Origin of the sequence: Streptomyces sp. x-19, from assembly GCF_046549115.1 — a bacterium.
GTDB classification, from domain to species: domain Bacteria; phylum Actinomycetota; class Actinomycetes; order Streptomycetales; family Streptomycetaceae; genus Streptomyces; species Streptomyces albulus_C.
Window position 1 is genome coordinate 1 of record NZ_JAJPWK010000015.1, and the last position, 17,476, is coordinate 17,476.

The window sequence follows — 17,476 nt, forward strand, 5'->3', positions numbered from 1 at the left end:
GCGCGCGTCCTCCTCCGGAGGAACGACGCACGCCCCTACGGGGCGTCAAATGCTATTCCCCTCCGGGGAATTACCAGCCCCTTCGGGGCTTGCTATTCCATCGGAATAGCTGGGGAATTCCTCCGGAATTCCGCGCTGCATTCAGTGTGGCTCGCCTCGTGTGGCGTCTGGCGGGCCGTCCGTAGTGCCGGGCGTGAGGCTGGCTACGGGACGGGGTTCCCGTGTCTGGCTTGGAGTTCCGTCTCCGGGGCCCGGTCGCTGCTCCGGCCTCGGGAGCCTGGCGCAAGTCACCCGCATTCCGTCGCCCGGCAGTTGACGGCGGAATGAACCGCTCGTCTTCGAGCCTACCGCAGGTCTTTAGGGAAGCGCGAGACTTACGCGCCGATGCATCACAACATTGCCCGGGGTGGAGACTGGGAAAACACACCACCACCTCCGAGCCGAAAACCCTGCCCTGTATTCCTCTTCAGGCAGGCTGTAATTCCCGCTCAAACAGCTGGACATGACACCACTAAAAACCGGGTGCGCTCCAGTGCAGGCGCGCCCCGCAGGACCGCTGCAACTCACCACCGACCACACCCCGAGGGACCTCGGAAAAGCGGTAGAGATTGCCGGTCAATTCGCAGCGGCTCACTGCTGGTTCGGGTGGGCGGCGGCCGAAGCGACCGCGAGACGGTCAGCGGCGGGCTGCCGGCCCTGGTTGTCGAGGTGGCAGCGGGCGGTCAGGCGTCAGGGGCGACTTCGGGGTGCGTGAACCGCACGGGCTTGCCCAGCGACCGGGCGTAGGTGATTTCGGCTCGGGTGCTGTCTCCGATGTAGTCGCCGACTACGAGCACCTCATCAGCGAGCCGGATCTTCGCCCGGTGCAGATCGTCGAGTCGAACCTTCAGCGCCTTGGCCTCGACAGGATCGGGCCAAAGTTCGTGCGGCGACTTCATGTCAATGCCCGGTTTGACAACAATCTTTCCTGCTTTGGTCTCCCGCAGATCGGCCTCGTTCATCTCGGTCATGAAGCGGGTGGAGCCGCAGATCACGACGATACGCGGGAGGCTCAACAGCTTCTTCGCGTCGGCGAGCTTCCCCTCGGGGGTGAGCGGTTGCGGGTATGACACTGGTTTCTCCTGGTGGTGTGGTCCAAGGGGTGCCTGCGGAGACGTACGGGAATACCCACGCGCGCGTGTAGGGCGCCGGAGGTTCATCGATTCTCTCGATGATGAACGGCCTTGACGAACGCCCCGGGCTTACCGCCTTCACGTCACCAGGCCCAGCTCGGACCCCGCTCGCCGGCCGCTCTGGACCCGCTCACAGACCGCTTCGGTCGAGCGGGGACGACGCGCCCCGCGAGTGGGCACGACAGGGCGCTGACCAGCAGTCGAGCGGGTAGAGCGGGGCAGCTGATTGGATTGATCGGTTTTCGCTGGTCAGCATCGGTTTTCCGATTCGCAGCCGATCGGCCGCCGATTGGCCGGGCCCGCCGATCAGGAGCCGATCGGCGGCGGTGACCACGACGGCCTGGCCCTCCAGCAGGTGCGCTCGCGTGCACGCGAGCGCACCCTTTCGTCCCCGCCCCCCAGCCCAGGACCGAGGCCGGCTCGGGAGGCCCAGGCCGCCGTCGGCTCCCCGGCAGCGGCCCGCCCCTCGTACGACGCGGACGGGTGTCCGCGGTTGCAGGGGCGCGAGCCGGCGCTGCCGCCCTCGCGCACGCATGCACAGCACGGGGGACATGCGGCACGCGGTGGCCGCCCGATTCGGCGGCCTGGAGCGGGACTTCATCCGCCGGCCGGCGACGGCACCGCGGCCACCCCGGCGCGACGGCCGCGGTCCGGCCCTCAACACCCCAAAGGCGCTGTGCGGCCGCCAGACGCCCGAATGGGACCCGTCTCGCCTGGGGGGGGGGGAGGCCAGGGCTGGACGAGAGGGTGGGAGACGGGCGTGCAGACCCCTTGGCGGGGTGATGGCGGGGAAAGTACGGCTCCGCCGTGGTCCGAGGGCGTCCTTCGGGCGCGCCGCAGGCGTACGTGGCACGCGTAGTTGAGCCCCTGAAACCCGGCCGCTCACTGGTGACGATGACGGTGCGGGGACGAAAGCCACCTCGGCGGCACTGCCGAAAGCGCACTCATTTCGCACGACCGCATCCTCCCGACATCCCTTGCGAACGTCCTGGAGAACTCTCTTAATTCTCGCTTGTTTCATTGCACTTGATTACCAGAGAAACGTCCGTGTGCACAATTCGATATGCACGGTTAATTGCGCTCTCAATCGGCCCGTAAGTGGCTGGGGTTGGGTGCCTCGCCCGCGAAATTCCCGGCGAGGCACCCGACACCCCGGCCACTACCGCCGGTTGCCTCGCCGGCGGTCACGGGAAGCGTCGGCCGCCAGCCACGTCTTGGCGGTGCCGGCGAAGACCGCGACCTTGCTTATGACCTGCCACAACGGAGTCAGACGGAGGTAGACCGCCGTCAGCACTCCGCAGGCGATCGCGACCATCAAAAGCGCGCACACCGCCACCACGGCACGCCACGAACCCTGGGCGGCAGCGGCTCGGGGACGTCAGCCGGGGTGGACGGGCTGGCAGGCGGACCGGCTGACGAGTTGAGGCCCGCGGCCGGCGCAGCAGCGGGTACAGGGGCAGTTGCCGTGGCGGAGTGGCCGATGGCCACGGCGAACACGGGAGCGCCGTCAGCGCCCGTCGCAGGCAACCGCCACCACCGCCCAGGGGGCTGGGCGCCTGCGGGCCGCTGAAGGGCCTCCAGGGCCTGCTGTGCGGCCAACGTGGGCAGCGGAGCCGGGGGATGGAGTATCGGGCGGGAAGAAGGCCGCGGGGGCGGTCTGCGGTGGGGTGGTGGTGACGGGCTGGTGGGTCGGGCCCGGCTGGGCCGGCGACTGGTGGGTCGTCATGGCTCTTCTCTCTCGGTCGGTGTGCCGTGTGCAGTGCCCGGTTGGGCGCGATGGGGGCCACCGTCGCCATCGGATCCGCGCTGATCCAGTTCTCGCGAAAATCCGCAAACACCCCGTCAGAGCAGGTTCTGACGGGAATTCGCGAGGAGTGGACCGGCAGGCTCGAGGGGCTAGCGACGGTGATGTCAGCACCATCGAGCAGGCAGGGGTTAGCCACGCAAGCGACCCGAAGCCGGCAGTTCACGACGGCGAGGTCGGGGCGTCGAGGACGGTCGTACGAACACGCCCATGCGCACCACACGCCGCCGGCCCCTCGACCACGGCCCCCAACGCCGCGACACCACCGCCGCGGACGACCTCGGGGCCTCCAACCCCGGGTGCGCACCCTCGACGCCGACATCGAACTGACCCCGATGCGCCTCGCCGCCCGCCTCGACGACGTCCTCGCTCACTTCCGCGACAGCGGCACCCTCAGCCCGAAGGGCAACAACTGAGGGCCCAACACCAGTGGAACGGCCCGAGGTAGCCGGTTTGTTCGAGCGGCCCCGGGCCGTCGTGCTGGACGCCCTCTTGATGGCCAATCGGAGGGAACGCGGCGGAAGGGATCCCGGCGCGCTCACCAAACTCACATCGAGGCCAACCGTCGGCCGCCGCGCGCCCCACGAGTCGCGCAGCACGTCCTCTGCGTCGGCTACCGCGGCAGTGGAGATGCCGGCACGTGCTGCGGTCGGCGTGCAGCGGGCGACCGCGGGCCCCGGCGAGCGGCGGCCAGCAAGTGCTCGGTCCCAGCCGGCAGCGGCCGGCCAGCGACAGCACGCGGAACTGAGGCGCCGGGCTCATCGTGTGGAGTGCTGGCCGCCAGCTTCGAGCCGGCCCTCAAGGCGAAGGTCAGGACCGCCTCCTGCGCGTCCTCGATCTCGTGGCCGTCGCGGAGGTGGAGCAGGTACGGCAAGCACGCCGATCCGGGCGAGATACTCGGCCCCTGCCGGGCGGGGGTCAGGTCGTCGGCGACGACCGACAGGACCTCGATCGCGGCGGGCCCGGCTCGTGACTGCGTGAGGTGTACAGGGAGAGGGGGTGTCGCCGCCCTGGGGAACCGGCTTACCCGGCCCGGCTCTTGGTTCGCTCGGGCAGGCAGAACATCAGGGTCCACATCAACACGAGGGTGCCGCCGACCCACCAGAGGATGTCGGTGAACGCGTCGCGGTTGATCGCGCCGTCGGGTGAGCCGCCGGTGGCGGCGAAGAACACGAGGGCGGTCAGCGCGGTGCCGAGGGCGATGCCCAGGTGCATTGCGGTGTTGAACAGGCCCGAGGCGGAACCGGCGTTCTCGTGCGGGATCTTGGTGAGGGACATGTCGGCGAGCGGGCCGCCGATCATGCCGAGGCCGAAGCCGATCAGCGCGACCGGGATGGTCATCGCGAGGAGGGTCAGGTCGGCCTGTCGACTGCTGATCTGAAGTCCGTAAGCCGCCATCGAAGCGAGTGTGATCAGGGCTCCGGCCTGGGGCAGGCAGCGCCCGAAGCGCCCTGCGCTCTTCATCGCGGTCGTCGCGCCGGCCAGCTCGCCGAGAGCGAGCAGGACGAAGGCCGCGGCCGCCGTCAGCGGATTCATGCCCAGGCCGCGCTGGAGGTAGAGCGTCCAGGTCATGAAGAACAGGCCGCACAGCAGGCCGAGCATCAGCTGCGCGGACAGGCCGCCCGAGAACTGCTTGCCCCGGAAGAGGGAGAGCGGCACGAGCGGGGAGTTGTCCTTCCTGCGCTGCTGGTGGCGCAGGAAGACGCCGAGTACGAGGAGTCCTGTGGCGAGCATGGCCAAGCACCACAGCGGCCAGTGGTGGGAATGGCCCTCGGTGAGCGGGAAGGTGATCAGGACCATGGCCAGTGCGGACAGCAGCATGCCGGTGAGGTCGAGGCGGTCGGCCTTCTGCGCGGTCGACTCGGGGATGAACCTCCGGCCGAGGAGGATCACGGCGAGGCCGACGGGCATGTTGATCAGGAAGATCGGCCGCCAGCCGAGTGCGAACAGGTCGGCCTCGGTGAGCACGCCGCCCAGGACTGGGCCCAGGACGTTGGCGAGCGACAAGACGGCCCCGTAGAGGCCGAAGGCCCTGCTGCGGATCTCGCCGTCGAAGATGACGTGAAGGGTGGCCAGGACCTGGGGGATCATCATCGCGACGCCGGCGCCCTGGATGACGCGGGCGGCGATCAGCACACCGGGGCCGGTGGCGATCGCGCACAGCAGCGAGGCCAAGGTGAACACCACGGCGCCGATGAGGAGGATCTTGCGTCGGCCGTGGATGTCGCCGAGCCGTCCGCCGGTGATCAGCCCGACGGCGACGGTCAGCGAGTAGCCGGCGGTCAGCCACTGCACCGCCACCGGTCCGGCGCCAGTCGACTCCTGCACGGCGGGTAGAGCGGTAAGGACGACCGACTGGTCGAGGATGTCCATGAACTCGGCGACCACAAGCACGACAAGGGCGATCCGAGCGGCGCGGGTCATCTTCGACGACCGGTCCGGCACGTCATGGGCCGGCGGCTCGGCGGTGTGCTGCGGCTCGTTGCCAAGCGCGGGGGAAGGCACTGCGGGCTCCTGATGCAGGGAAGCGGGGAGCCCTGCCGTCAGCCGCGCCGGGGCCGGAGAACACGAAACCCGGGGCAGTCGGCAGAGCTGCACCCGGAAAGTGACAGGGAAATGCGGGAGTGGGCGACGCAACTCAGGCCAGCGCAACGTCCGCCCCGGACACGTTCGAAGCCTCAGAACGTGGGGAACTGCGGACGGCTACTTGGCCTGGGAGATAAGTCGTCACCTCGAAACACAGCGCCGGGGCCCCGGAACGGACACAGGCGGAACCCAAGCAGGGTAAAGGCCCCTCTGGCGCCCGTGCAACGCGATAACTCACCCCACCGCACCCGTCTCGCCCGGGCGGGCGGCCGGGCGCCAGTAGCGAGAGGGCCAGGCCGCGGCGGCGGGCCGACGGAGGCGGCGGGCCGACGCCAGCCGGTTCAGAGCAGCGCAACGGCCGGCGCAGTCGAAGAGACCGGGCCGGCCGACCTGGCGCTGGTCATCTCCTCCTTGGCCAGCAATCGGGCGTACACCGTGCTCCTCCAGGAAGCCTGCGGCCGGGCCCGTTCAGCCCGCACGACACCGGTCCGCGGCCGCGTACCGGCCACCGGCACCCAGCGACCGGACAGCCCGGGGGGGGAAAATTGGTAGGCGGGCAGGATCGCCCGCAGCGAGAATGACGCGGTGTTGATCGTGAATGCCGTCCTGGAGACCCCAGGCATCGTTGACTTCTCCTTCTGGCCGGTGGCCGACCTGCCTCCGTACCAGTTCATGGCTCTGTCGGGCAGTATGTCCCCGCTCGAAGTCGGCAGCGCGCTGGCCATGTTGGCTGACTGCAACTCGCGTGCAGGTGCAGGCGATCGCCCTTTGTCAGGCGCCAGCGAGGCAATTCGCCGCCTGCTGGAGGCAGACAAGGTCATCGCACCAGGAGGGCTGCGCGTCCACGACACCCGAACCAACGTCACCGTCCGGCCAGGATGTTGTTGTGGCCTGGAGGACTGGCGCGAGTGGCTCGACGTCGCAGACGGAGAGACCCGGTGGCTCGGCCATGACCCTTCACCAAGGCTTGAGCATGCCGACGAGGTCGTGCAGCTGTGGCCGGACAGCATAGACGCTCAGAACGCTCCTTCCGGGCAGCCCATCAAGATCGTGATGGGTGACCTACCCGGGATCCTGCATACCGTGCAGGAGGGACTGCAAGGCTTTCTCTCCCTCACCAAGCAGTGGGCCAATCGCCATGTTCCGACTCTCGCCGAGGACCTGGCAGCGAAACTCGACGAAGATCTGGCCATCAGTGAGCCTTTTCCAACCTGATCGGTGTGGTGGGGTGCTCGGCGGGTGGGGGCGGTGTCTGGACATGAAGAAGCTCCTGGTAGACGGGTTCACGACCAAGATCGCCTGTCTCCCAGGATCTTCCGCGTGCTTGTGTACCCCTCCGGCGTCGATGTGTCCACTTCGACCTTGCGCTACCTGGCCGCTCGACTGCGGACCCGCCGTCAGGAACGCGGAACGCGTTGGCGTCGTGTAAGCGCGCCCGGAGAAGGGCGAAGCTCTACGCCAGGTCCTTGCGCATCATGGTGCACATCGTTTCGTGGCGGTGCAGCGTTCCGTCGAGGGCCTGCTCTTCCCACGCGTCCGGACGGTGGTCGTAGGCGCGGTAGCCCAGCCTCTCGTAGAGGGCACGGGCACGTGGATTGCCGTCCTCCACGCCCAACTCGGCCTGGTACAGATCCCGATTCCTGATGCGCTGTTCCAGGGCCTCGACGAGAACCGTGCCCACGCCACAGGACTGCAGCGCGGGGTGGACGGCGAGTTGCCACAGCGTGCCTACGCCGTCCTTCGCCCGGTAGTCGACACCGCCCTTGGCGATCGGAATCCCGGCACGGGCGCAGACGGTCAGATAGTCGACGTCGCCGGACGGCCTGCGATCCAACTGCATGGCGACATTGTTGAGATGATGCGCAGATCCGGCCCAGCCGCACGACTCCAGATCCGCGTGCACCAGATCTCGCACGGTCAGTCCCAGCACGACGCTTGTCACGTGGAGCACCTCCGCAAGGCAGCATCCTCCCGCGTCCCGAACCGGTGCAACCCGGATTCGGCCGCTCCGTACCGTCTCCCCGCGCACCGCCCCGCGCGGGAAGTATGAGGGGGACACGCACACGAAAGGGGTCGGAATTCCGTGAAGGACACACCAGAGGGCGGCATCGAGGGCGAGGCCGTCTCGCTCATCCCCGCCACCGAGGACCACCTGCCACTGCTCGCCGGGTGGTTCGCCGATCCCGAGTTCGTCCGCAACTGGGGCGGACGGCCTCTCACCCGCGAGGAGGTGGCCGCCAAGTACACCGGAAGGCGGCGTCCCGCAGTGGTCTCGTGGCTGGTCCTCCGAGGCGGTGATCCCGTGGGGTATGCCCAGTACGTCGCCTCCGGCCCTCGCGAGGGCGGCGTGGACATGGCGCTCCTGCCACACGCACAGGGTCAGGGGTATGGCCCTGACGCCGCCCGGGCCCTCGTCCGGCACCTCCTAGCCATCGTGGGATGGGACCGGGTGACGGTCGATCCCGAAGCAGCCAACCGCCCGGCGATCAGGGCATGGAGCAAGGCAGGCTTCCGCCCGGTTGCCGCACGGGGAAGCCGAGTTCTGATGGAGTGCAGGACCGCACGGAACGGCCCGTCACAGACGGCCCCGGCGGGTCTCCCCTCTGAGGGAACCCGTCCAGAGCCTCACGGGCCGGCACCGTCAGGGCTGATGCGAGTACCCGCGGGACTCGTGGTCCTCATCGGCCCGCCGGCTTCGGGCAAGAGCAGCTTCGTCCGAGCACTGATCGCCCACGGGCGTATCGACGAGGACGCCGTGGTGTCCAGCGACGAGATCCGCGCGGAGCTCTTCAGCACCGCACCCACCGAGGCGCACACCGACGCGGCGGACGCTCGGATCTTCATGGAACGCGACCGACGGGTCGTCGCCCGGCTTGCCCGCGGACACACAGCAGTCGCAGAGTCCACGAACGTAACCCCCCAGGCACGCACCCGCCTCATCGCCATCGCGAGGCGCTTCGACGTCCCGGTGACCATGCTGCGGTTCAACCCGGACCTCGGCGTACTCCTCCAACAGCAGGCGGAGCGTGGCCGGACCGACATCACCACCGCCGACGTCCACGCCTTCGCCGCGCTCATGGCCCGGCACGCCGGCACCGACCAACTGCGCTCGGAGGGCGCACACGTAGTTCACGACGTCCCCGGGCGTAGTCAAGGGGTGACTCCCGCCGATGCCGCGACGCGCTTCTCGTTCAGCTGACAGGCCGGCCCCGGCCCTACGCTCACGCAGCCGTCTTCTGCCGCCCCCACGGACTTGCGCGGAGCAGCACCGGGGCTTCCCGAAGGCACGGCGGGGGCCAGACACCTGGCCGGCCAGGCTGGAAAGGCTGACTGCATAATGACGGCCCGCCGGCCTTAGGACGACGGGCCGTTGAGGTAGGGACCCGGCAAGGTCAGCCGACCTTGGCCGGTTACTCGGCTAGAGCTCGCGTGCCGACGGGGCGGCAGGAGTCGGTACCGGGCTCGATGAAGGCACCGTTGAAAATGAGGCGGTCGACGACGGCCAGGGCTCAGCTCGTGTCGACATCCAGCACGATCTTGCCGCGGGTGTGGCCTTCCTGGACGGCCTGCCAGGCATCGGCCGCCTCGGCCAAAGGGAAGGTGCGGTCCACGGTGACGGACAGCTTGCCGGAGTCCGCGAGGGAGCACAGCGCGGCGAGGTCGTACGAGCTGGGGCGGGCCCACACGAGGTGGCCACCCTTCTCAGTGACGGTGGTGTCGACGATGGAGGCGACCCGCTTCGGATTCTTGAGCACTTCCTGGGAGACAGTCACCGCGTCACCGCCGAAGAAGTCGAGTGCTGCGTCGACGCCGTCGGGCGCCAGCTCGCGTACCCGGTCTGACAGGCTGTCGCCGTAGGTGACGGGCTCGGCGCCGAGCCCGCGGAGGTAGTGGTGATTGTGCTCGCTGGCGGTGCCGATGACGCGCGCTCCACGGGCGACAGCGATCTGCACGCCGAACGAGCCGACACCGCCGGACGCCGCGTGGATCAGCACGGTATCGCCCGTGCCGATGCCGAGCCGCTGGATGGCCTGGTAGGCCGTCAGCCCGGCCAGCGGCAGCCCGGCGGCCTGCAGCCAGTTGAGGGACTCGGGTTTGCGGGCGAGAGTGCGCACCGGGGCGGACACCAGTTCGGCATAGCCGCCGTTTTGTGCCCAGTCCTTGCAGATGTAGCCCATGACCTCGTCGCCGACCTCGAACTCGGTGGCGTCGAAGCCTCTGGCTTCGACGACGCCGGAGACCTCCCAGCCCGGGATGAAGGGGAAGTGCGCTTCCATGACGTCGTCGAGGTAACCGGCGGCGAGCTTCCAGTCCGCCGGGTTGACGCCCGCCGCCTTGACCCGGACGAGGACCTCGCCGGGGGCGACCTTCGGGGTCGGCAGCTCTGTGAGCTCCAAATCTACCGGGCCCCCGTACTGCTGCAGTGTGATTGCCTTCATGATCAATAACAACGGGACGGCACACGATCCGTATTCCCGTTCCCACTTCGACATCTGCGCCATGCAGACACAAGCGGCTGAAAACTCCCCCACACTACGCGCGTTGAAACTGAACATGACACGACCTTGGGCTGCTGGGAGTGGGCGGTTCTACCGTCCAGATCCTTCCGACTTGTTGAGGAGAATTCCCGAGGGCAGGTGCACCACCCACCCCAGCCCGGCCACCGACGGCCCAGCGGCAGCGACAAGCCCCCTGGGCGGCCACGAGCCGGACGCCAGCCGCGGCTCTGCCCAGGAATGCCCACCGGCGGGTCCCCGGCGAACGCCGGAAGGGCCGCTGCGAGCCCCGCTGCCCGGATGTCTTCGGCCCAGGTCATCCCCACACCTACTCCCGGCTCCTCTCCGATGCCTTGACACGGAGCGTGATGACGGCCCCGAGGAACACGGCGCCGCCGATGCCCACCAGGAATTTGTCGATGGTCAGCGAGGTCTCCATGCTCTGCTTGCTTCGTTCATAGCTCCAGCGGTCGTCGCTGGTCGCCGATATCTGTCCGGGCCTGACGGTGACGCAGGTCTGACCAGGATGCATCTCCCTGCCGTCGCACATGGGGACGGCATCCGGGTTGTGCAGTATCACCAAACCACCGAATACGGCGGCGACCAGGCCAATTGCAGCGAGAACCCGCAGAGTGACTTTCAAGGCTTTCGGCACTGTTCCTCCTGTTGGATGGCGTGCGGCCGTGAAGGCCGCAACGGCGCGTGCGGCACACCACAAGATGATCGGAGCGTGGCCACGGCCATGAAGCTTGCATGTGCGATCTCTCGGCTGGCCGGGCAGGTTGTGCATTGGTCGGTGGATGGTGATGGGTCGGAGCGTTGCTGTCATGGGATGGATCGTGTCCAGCCGTGGCCGCTCGGGGGGGGAGGACCGAGCGCTTCAACCACTCCCGCAGCACGGGCCGTTGCTGATCCGGCCAGGGAAACCCTCAAGATCCTCGGCATCAGGCATCACCTCCACTGGGGGTAGACCCGAACCGAAGACCTCGCCCCCCGAGACCGCTCAGGCGCGGCGAACAGGCCGGGATCGCCCGCAGCCCGCGCTCACCGGCCGCTGCGGCTCACTGCACTCGAAGCTCAGGAATCTGGCTCAAATCCAGGGACTGTATTGGACGGTGGGTCCTTCGTCAGGGAAATCGTCGGGGAACACCTGGCTCACCAGCCTGCCGCGCAGGACGCGCAGCAAGTAGCTCTCGGGTGGGCCCTCGTACAGATCGTATTCGGGGCCTCGCCCGATCACGGTGAGGACCGCCCACCGATCGGGGTCGGGGTGGGGGATGAGCAGAAGCATGTCGGCATTGTCGGTACCGCCCCACCGGATCACCTCGGCGGTGTTGGTTCCTCGGTCTGCGAGGAGACGGTGGAGGTGAGGGCGGGTCTCTGCCAGGGTGTGCCGGGCGGCAAGGGTTCGAGCGATCAGGTCGGCGTTTTCGTTGTGGGCCCCGGCGCGGTAGACGCGCAGAAAGTCGTCGAACTTCGCGCCGCCGAAGGTATTGAGGAAATTCTTGAAGGTCGGTGGAAAGGTCGTGTGGAGGCTCTTCTCCGCGCGTGCCCAGTCGTTGAGCACCGGCTCGTTGTCACCCGTGTAAGGCAGGGAGGCCAGGAGGCCGAGATCGGTCACGTTTGCCTACCTCTTGTTGATGATGGTCTGGTCTATGTCCAAGCCGGGGCCGGTGGCCTTTACATGGACCCCTGCGGGCACCTGGTCGTTCGGCTGGCGGTATACCGGGGTCGCGGAGTACTCGACACTGCCGTGATCTCTGACGGTTTCGTAGATACGTTCTTCCAGCTTCTCCATGACCTCGTTGTTGGCCGTGTCATACATGATCACGATGTTGGCGGGCGAGCGGCCGTCTCCTCCCAGACTTCTGGCAAGGAGATGACCTCGAGTGTGCCCAGCTGCTTCCCCCTGCCATCCTGGTGGTTTGATGCGCCGTGATGCCTTGGTTCCAGCGTCCAGCATTCCGCGGCTGACCGTGGTCTCGACCCCCGTGGCCCGTCCCAGGGTGTCCAGCGGCTTGGCATACGACGGGGTCGGCTGGGCTACTGGGCCTGCCGTCCGCCCACGGACAGCACTGGCCGCGGCAGCAGCCGCAGTGACAGCGGCCGCTCCGGCGGCGACCGTGCCCGCACCGGTCTTGGCTTGTTTGCCGCACGGATCACCCGCGGGCGGTTTGGGGGTGGGCAGCTGTTTCGCGTTTCCGCCGTCGTTGTCGTAGCTGACGTCGGCGCAGGCGGCGTAGGCGGGCATCGGCAGCAAGAAGAGGAACGCGAACAGGACGCCGGACAACGCTGTGACGCACCTCAAAAGCATGCGTGTGGTCATGTCACCGCCTGGGGTGGGCGCGGGGAGGTCGTGGATGGGCCGTGTTGGTTTTGGACGCTGATGACGTGCTGGCGGAGTGTGTGTTCGTCGGTTGCGGTGGGGTCGTATTCGGCTCGGCTGCGGTGCCAGCGGGCCATGCCGAGGCGGAGCTGGGCTTGGTGGAGCCGGCCGAGATGCTGGTAGGCGGTGATGCCGCCGTGACGCAGCGCCTTCAGCCGGAGGTAGAAGCGGCGTGCCGGGTGGAGCAGCACCGGGATGTCGTCTTGGGTCACCGCTCCGTATCCGGTGGCTGCCTCGGCGGCGAGTTCGACGGCGAGGGCGGCGGCTTGGTCGCGTGTACCCCGCCGGAGCAGCAGCAGGTAGAGCAGGACCAACGGGCCTTGCAGCACCAAGAACGCGAGGGGGGTGAGGATCAGGAGGTCGATGGTGGGGCTCGGGTCGAACCAGTCTTGTTTGCCCCGGCTGTAGGCGGTGATGAAGACGTCGTTGGCGAAGTGGGCGGCGATGGCGATGCCGAAGCCGCAGCTGACGGCGATCCGGCGGGCCCGCTTGTCCCGCAGCTGCCGTGCGATGCCGAAGCTCGCGCCTATTGCCGCGGTGAACGCCATGTGGGCGGCCATCAGGCCCAGTGACTGGCGTAGGAAGTACTGCGTGGAGGCGCTCGCGCCGTCGTGCAGGGCCATGTACTGGGCGCTTTCGGCGAGGTTGAAGCCCACGCCGGTGGCCGCACCCAGGACGATGCCCGAGACTACGTTGTCGACGTGCCGGCGCAGCAGCAGGAAGGCGATGGCGACTCCGGCGCCCTTGCCCAGCTCCTCGAAGACGCCGGCGGAGACCGCGATGCCGGACATCACCTGGAGTTTGGTTCTTGCCAAGTCCATGAGCGTCAAGGCGCCGTTGTCGGGTGAGAGGTAGTTGTAGGCGTAGTCGGTCCACCACTGGTTCATCGAGCCGCCGAACCCTGCACCGACGACCGCGCCCCACCCTGCTGTGGCCAGCAGGGCCGGCACGGGGAGTCGGGAGAAGCGCTGCATGCGGTGGACCAGCCAGAGGGCGTAGGCGGTGCTGGGCAGGCAGAACAGCAGGTAGGTGATGTTCCGGGTGAGGGTGCCCAGCATCCACACTGGATAGGGCAGCAGTAGGACCACGGTCGCCGCTGCCTGCCAGTGGGCTCGCTGATGCCCGGGGCGCCGGCTGAGCAGCCAGAAGGCCGAGGCGGCGGGCAGGCTCAGGACGTAGCACCAGAAGGAGACCTTGTACCAGCCGAACGGCGGGGAGGGTTGCCCTTTGAGGGGTGGGTTCAGCCAGCCGACCAGCGCATGGCCTTCCTCGTATCCGAGGTGGGGACGCAGGATGTCGATGATGACGTGGACGGTGTAGACGGCCGACAGCGTCACGGCGACGAGCAGTATCGCGCGCATCCGGATATCCCGGCTGTCGGCGGCCGTCGGGGCTGGAGGAAATGCCTGGCTCACGACGTCCTCCCGGGGGCGTCCGGAGCACCGGTCGGCACGCCCGTGGGGAGTTGGGTGGGGAAGCTCGGCAGACTCGTCGGGATGTGGCTGGGGAGACCGGTCGGAAAGCTGGTGGGGAAGCCGGTGGGCAGGCTCGTCGGGAAGTTCGTCGGCAGCCTCGTGGGGAAGTTCGTGGGCAGGCTGGTGGGGAGGTTCGTCGGCAGACCGGACGGCCGCGCGCTCATCCCGGGCGGCACAGGCACCTTCGGGTCCGGTCTGGCCCCGAAGTTCACCACTGCGCCGGTCACCGCAAGTACCGCCGCTGCCGCCCCGCAGCCCAGGAGGAGCCGGTAGTGCGGGGCGCGTTGGTAGCCCGGCCGTTGTGACGTCGGGTCAGCCATGGCTCGCCTCCAAGGGCAGTACGCCGAGGGTTGTTTGGCCGGGCCGGTACGAGCCGGGGAAGGCGATGGCGAGGTGGTCTCCCGCCCGCACGGCCCGCGGAGGGTTGAGGTCGGGGTCCACGCCGAGGGACGTGGCCTTCCACGACGGAGGGGTCACCTGATGGGCACCGGTCACGGTGTGGAGCGAGAGCGAAGTGGGGCTTCGCGCACCGGCCAGCACCTGCACACCGGAGTCGGTGGGTGCCGCCAGGGTCACCGAGGAGGAACTAGGCAGCGTGCTGCTCCAGCGCTGGCGCCCGGTGGCGAGGTCGACCGCTATGACGCCGTCGGTGCGGCCGGCGTAGCGGCCGTTGGCCTTGGCCAGGTACAGGGTGTCCGCGCTCAGCACGAGGTCGGCCGGCTCGTACGTGACCCCGGAGCCGAAGGCCACGGCGGTGGTGGCGGCCCCGGTCGTGTCCAGCGGAACGGGCCGGTCCGTGCCCGCGGACAGCAGGTAGAGCAGGCCGCCACCATGATCCGACAGGTAGCAGCCGACCAGCAGGCGGAAGTCGCGAACGGTCATGAAGCCCGTGAGCTTTCGGCGCACTGTCGTATGGGGCCTGATGCTGGTGCACCCGGGTAAGGCAGGCATCCCGATCGGCCGGGTCGGCGGACCGTCACCAAAGGACATCAGCCTGGCCTGGTCGCCGCACTCGGCCAGGGCGTAGACCGTGGCCAACAGTGCCTGGGCCTGTCCGGTGAGGCGGCATCCGCCTTGCATGGGGCCCGGACCGAAGTCGGTCGTCCACTTCACCCGGCCGGTGCGCACGTCGGCGCTGAGCAAATCCGTGACGTGCTGGTCATGGGTTCGGGAGCCTGCGAAGGGGGCTGTCACCACGTCGCCGCTGATGGACAGTGAGGTGCCACCGAGCCGGTCGGGAAAGCCAGTGGAGCCGTCCGCGACCAGGCTGACCGCCCGCGTCCAGCCGAGGGTGCCGGTGGCCGCCGAGACGGTCTGGAGGTGATCGCACCTCTCGCTGCCCGGGGTATCGGCCCACATGCCGTAGGTGAACGCCCCGATTCCGCGCGATGTGCTGTGGCTCATGTTGCACAACAGCCCGCCCCCCGGCGGCTGCCAGGACCAGATCCGGTCGCCGGTGGCGGCGTCGTACGCGGTCAGCCCGGACTTGCTGCCCAGCACGACGGACGACGATGTGCTCCACAAGCCCACGAAGGTGCTGGTCTCCGCGTGGCTCAACGACCAGGCGAAGTTCCCGTGGGGGGCTTGGCCTGGCTTGGCCGAAGGGGAGGCGGTGGCGGTCGGCGGGGAGCCGGGGCCCCAGTACGTGAGGGCAAGGGCGAGAGTGAGGATCGCGGTGACCACCCCCGCGAGCACCGCCGCCGGTCCGCGTGCCCCACGTGTGCGGCTGGGGGAAGTCGGGGCAGGAGGCGGCAGGGGCGGTAAGGGGGGCGGGGGTGGGACAGGAGGAAGCGGCGGCGGGGGTGGCTGCCCCTGCGGGCGGTGGCGGTATGACGTCACGGCAGCGCCGCCTCGGTCCGGGCGGCGAGATCCGGCGCGGCGTCGGCGCGCAGCGTCCGGCCGTCCGGGGTGGCGCGGTGGAAGGTGCGGATGAGGAGTGCCGGGCCCGGGGCGAGCGGTTCGGCGGTCAGCGGCCGGTCCACCTGCCGGGTGTGGCGCAGCAACGCCTGCGCGGGGCCCTCGACCGGAGCCGGCGCGACCGCCTCCGCCCTCGCCCCCTTCTTCTTGCGGTGCTGCACGCGCAACCACCCCGCGGGTGCGATCAGCCCGTCCATGAAGACCTCAGGAACCAGCTTGTGCGGCAATTCGTCCACCGAAGACTCCGCTCCCCCGTTCGCCGCACGTGGCAGGCAAGGGCCCGCGCGGTGGCCAACACGTCGGGCAAGACGTTAGGAGCGGCCGATGAAACCGCCGTGAAACGGTGAGCGCGCTCAGCTCGGTCCGCAGCGCTTCCGCCCACTGCCGGGCCGCCTCACCGGCCAGATCACCGCCCTCACCGACCTGTCCACAGCCGCCCGCCGCCCTCTCCGCGAGCTCCACGCGGCTGACTCGGCGCCGCTGGCGAGCCACCGCTGCTGCCAGGAGGAGCCGGGGAAGTCCTCCAGCCAGTCCAGCAGGTGGGCCAGGCCGCGGACCCGGTTGGCCTGGACCACGGGGTTCGCGAGGACGAACGGCGTGCCGGTCGTGTGCTGCCAAACCGCCGCCCGTTCCAACCGGGTGGCGGCCCAGTCGCCGGGGACGGTCCTCGCGGGGAACCGGTCGCGCGTGGTCGGCGGTCGGGTTCGAGGTCGGCAGGCGACCAGCGGGTGGTGTAGAGGTGGTAGGCCGGCATCCGGCCGCGCAGCGTCTTCGGCTCGCTGATGTCCAGGCAGTGCGTGGCGCGCGCGGCGTCCACGATCGCGTTGTCCAGGCCCGGCTCGCGGCGGCGGCCGCGCAGGACGAGAGCGAGGTGACGACGAGCTTCGGCGAGCAGGGGACGGCGATGGAACCAGCCGCCACCGTTCATGACGAACACCATCGCGGTGACGTCAACGGCCGCCAAGGCGACGTCGACCACAGCCGCGACCCGGGCCGGATCGCGGCAGCCGCGGCACGGGCGTACTCGAGGAGGGAGTCGATGACGTCGGCGACCACCCCGGAGGTGATGATCGCGCTCGCCTTCCACCCCGCCCGCTGCTGAAGACCGGCGGCCGGCGGAACGGCGGGACTCGGCCTCAACCACCCGACCCACTCCCCCGCTCCTGCGGCGCCGCCGGTGGCTGCGGCGTCCGTGCCCGCGGTGCCGGCGGCAGGTAGGAATGCGACTGGCACCGCGGAAGCCGACCTCGTCCAGACCGACGTCGAAGGCCACGCGCCGCACGGCGGGCGCGGCGGCCTCGACGTCGCGGCGCAGCAGACCCGCGAACGCACCCCAGACCGCGCGGACCCAGCAACACGGGCTGCCACCGACGCCATGGACGATGCACGCCAACTCCCGCAACAAGCCCACCACCTCGCGGCCCGGCAGACGAACAGCCATCTGCCGGGCCATCACCTCCTCCAGCTCCAGAACGCCGAGCACTGCGGCGCCCTCGGCGGTACCGTCCAGGCCCGCGCCGGCCGCCGCCGCTTCCTCGGCGGCAGGCGCACGCTCCAACACCGCCTGCAGCGCCAGATGGCCGGCGTGCTCAGCGTCCACGGCTGCCCCTGGTGACCGGCTGCTTCGAGCACGGGTGCCG

General features: G+C 69.2%; 15 protein-coding genes and 2 pseudogenes. 6 read left to right on the forward strand and 11 right to left on the reverse strand.

Annotated elements, in window-relative coordinates; all coding sequences use genetic code 11:
- Positions 1 to 722 precede the first annotated feature (722 nt).
- Together ACLJT4_RS27825 and ACLJT4_RS27830 are read right to left on the reverse strand one after the other, a co-directional pair.
- Positions 723 to 1,112: a hypothetical protein gene (locus tag ACLJT4_RS27825; RefSeq protein WP_411126270.1), complete on the reverse strand. Its 390-nt coding sequence runs from the start codon at positions 1,110 to 1,112 to the stop codon at positions 723 to 725.
- A 2,887-nt stretch (positions 1,113 to 3,999) separates the two neighbouring features.
- Complete coding sequence (locus ACLJT4_RS27830) at positions 4,000 to 5,481, reverse strand: MFS transporter (RefSeq protein WP_411126272.1); 1,482 nt, start codon at positions 5,479 to 5,481, stop codon at positions 4,000 to 4,002.
- 666 nt (positions 5,482 to 6,147) lie between these two features.
- Between ACLJT4_RS27830 and ACLJT4_RS27835 the strand changes: the two genes are divergently transcribed.
- On the forward strand, positions 6,148 to 6,777 hold the full coding sequence (locus tag ACLJT4_RS27835) for a hypothetical protein (protein ID WP_411126274.1): 630 nt from the start codon (positions 6,148 to 6,150) through the stop codon (positions 6,775 to 6,777).
- Positions 6,778 to 6,882: 105 nt separating this feature from the next.
- Positions 6,883 to 6,996, forward strand: a pseudogene (locus ACLJT4_RS27840) (IS5/IS1182 family transposase); the annotation flags it as partial.
- Positions 6,997 to 7,015: 19 nt separating this feature from the next.
- Here the strand turns inward: ACLJT4_RS27840 and ACLJT4_RS27845 are convergent.
- Positions 7,016 to 7,504 carry a GNAT family N-acetyltransferase gene (locus ACLJT4_RS27845; RefSeq protein WP_411126276.1) on the reverse strand — a complete coding sequence of 163 codons (489 nt, stop codon included), beginning with the start codon at positions 7,502 to 7,504 and terminating at the stop codon, positions 7,016 to 7,018.
- A 141-nt stretch (positions 7,505 to 7,645) separates the two neighbouring features.
- On the opposite strand from ACLJT4_RS27845, the pseudogene ACLJT4_RS27850 reads away from it, so the two are divergent.
- Positions 7,646 to 8,158, forward strand: a pseudogene (locus tag ACLJT4_RS27850) (GNAT family N-acetyltransferase); the annotation flags it as partial.
- Between the two features lie 54 nt (positions 8,159 to 8,212).
- Complete coding sequence (locus tag ACLJT4_RS27855) at positions 8,213 to 8,761, forward strand: AAA family ATPase (RefSeq protein ID WP_411126577.1); 549 nt, start codon at positions 8,213 to 8,215, stop codon at positions 8,759 to 8,761.
- 310 nt (positions 8,762 to 9,071) lie between these two features.
- Here the strand turns inward: ACLJT4_RS27855 and ACLJT4_RS27860 are convergent, their stop codons facing one another.
- The 8 genes from ACLJT4_RS27860 to ACLJT4_RS27895 all read right to left on the reverse strand — a co-directional run bounded on the left by ACLJT4_RS27860 (position 9,072) and on the right by ACLJT4_RS27895 (position 16,072).
- Positions 9,072 to 10,001 (reverse strand): NADP-dependent oxidoreductase, encoded by a 930-nt coding sequence (locus ACLJT4_RS27860; protein ID WP_411126579.1) that lies wholly within the window; start codon positions 9,999 to 10,001, stop codon positions 9,072 to 9,074.
- Between the two features lie 385 nt (positions 10,002 to 10,386).
- Complete coding sequence (locus tag ACLJT4_RS27865; protein ID WP_411126278.1) at positions 10,387 to 10,887, reverse strand: hypothetical protein; 501 nt, start codon at positions 10,885 to 10,887, stop codon at positions 10,387 to 10,389.
- Positions 10,888 to 11,148: 261 nt separating this feature from the next.
- Positions 11,149 to 11,679, reverse strand: a complete 531-nt coding sequence (locus ACLJT4_RS27870) for a hypothetical protein (RefSeq protein WP_411126280.1) — start codon at positions 11,677 to 11,679, stop codon at positions 11,149 to 11,151.
- Positions 11,680 to 11,685: 6 nt separating this feature from the next.
- Positions 11,686 to 12,384 carry a DNA/RNA non-specific endonuclease gene (locus tag ACLJT4_RS27875; protein ID WP_411126282.1) on the reverse strand — a complete coding sequence of 233 codons (699 nt, stop codon included), beginning with the start codon at positions 12,382 to 12,384 and terminating at the stop codon, positions 11,686 to 11,688.
- The gene (locus tag ACLJT4_RS27880; protein ID WP_411126284.1) at positions 12,381 to 13,805 is read right to left on the reverse strand and encodes a PrsW family intramembrane metalloprotease; all 1,425 of its coding nucleotides are present in this window, start codon (positions 13,803 to 13,805) and stop codon (positions 12,381 to 12,383) included. The genes ACLJT4_RS27875 and ACLJT4_RS27880 overlap by 4 nt, the downstream gene beginning before the upstream one ends.
- Before the next feature lie 50 nt (positions 13,806 to 13,855).
- Positions 13,856 to 14,239, reverse strand: coding sequence for a hypothetical protein (locus ACLJT4_RS27885; protein WP_411126286.1), 384 nt, complete (start codon positions 14,237 to 14,239; stop codon positions 13,856 to 13,858).
- A complete protein-coding gene (locus ACLJT4_RS27890; RefSeq protein WP_411126288.1) occupies positions 14,232 to 15,614 on the reverse strand; it encodes a PQQ-binding-like beta-propeller repeat protein in 1,383 nt (460 codons plus the stop codon). Before ACLJT4_RS27890 ends, ACLJT4_RS27885 begins: the two co-directional genes overlap by 8 nt.
- A gap of 140 nt (positions 15,615 to 15,754) precedes the next feature.
- The gene (locus ACLJT4_RS27895) at positions 15,755 to 16,072 is read right to left on the reverse strand and encodes a hypothetical protein (RefSeq protein ID WP_411126290.1); all 318 of its coding nucleotides are present in this window, start codon (positions 16,070 to 16,072) and stop codon (positions 15,755 to 15,757) included.
- Between the two features lie 557 nt (positions 16,073 to 16,629).
- On the opposite strand from ACLJT4_RS27895, the gene ACLJT4_RS27900 reads away from it, so the two are divergent.
- Together ACLJT4_RS27900 and ACLJT4_RS27905 are read left to right on the forward strand one after the other, a co-directional pair.
- Positions 16,630 to 16,938, forward strand: a complete 309-nt coding sequence (locus ACLJT4_RS27900; RefSeq protein ID WP_411126292.1) for a hypothetical protein — start codon at positions 16,630 to 16,632, stop codon at positions 16,936 to 16,938.
- Between the two features lie 75 nt (positions 16,939 to 17,013).
- Positions 17,014 to 17,451: a hypothetical protein gene (locus tag ACLJT4_RS27905; protein ID WP_411126294.1), complete on the forward strand. Its 438-nt coding sequence runs from the start codon at positions 17,014 to 17,016 to the stop codon at positions 17,449 to 17,451.
- The last annotated feature ends 25 nt before the right edge of the window (positions 17,452 to 17,476 follow it).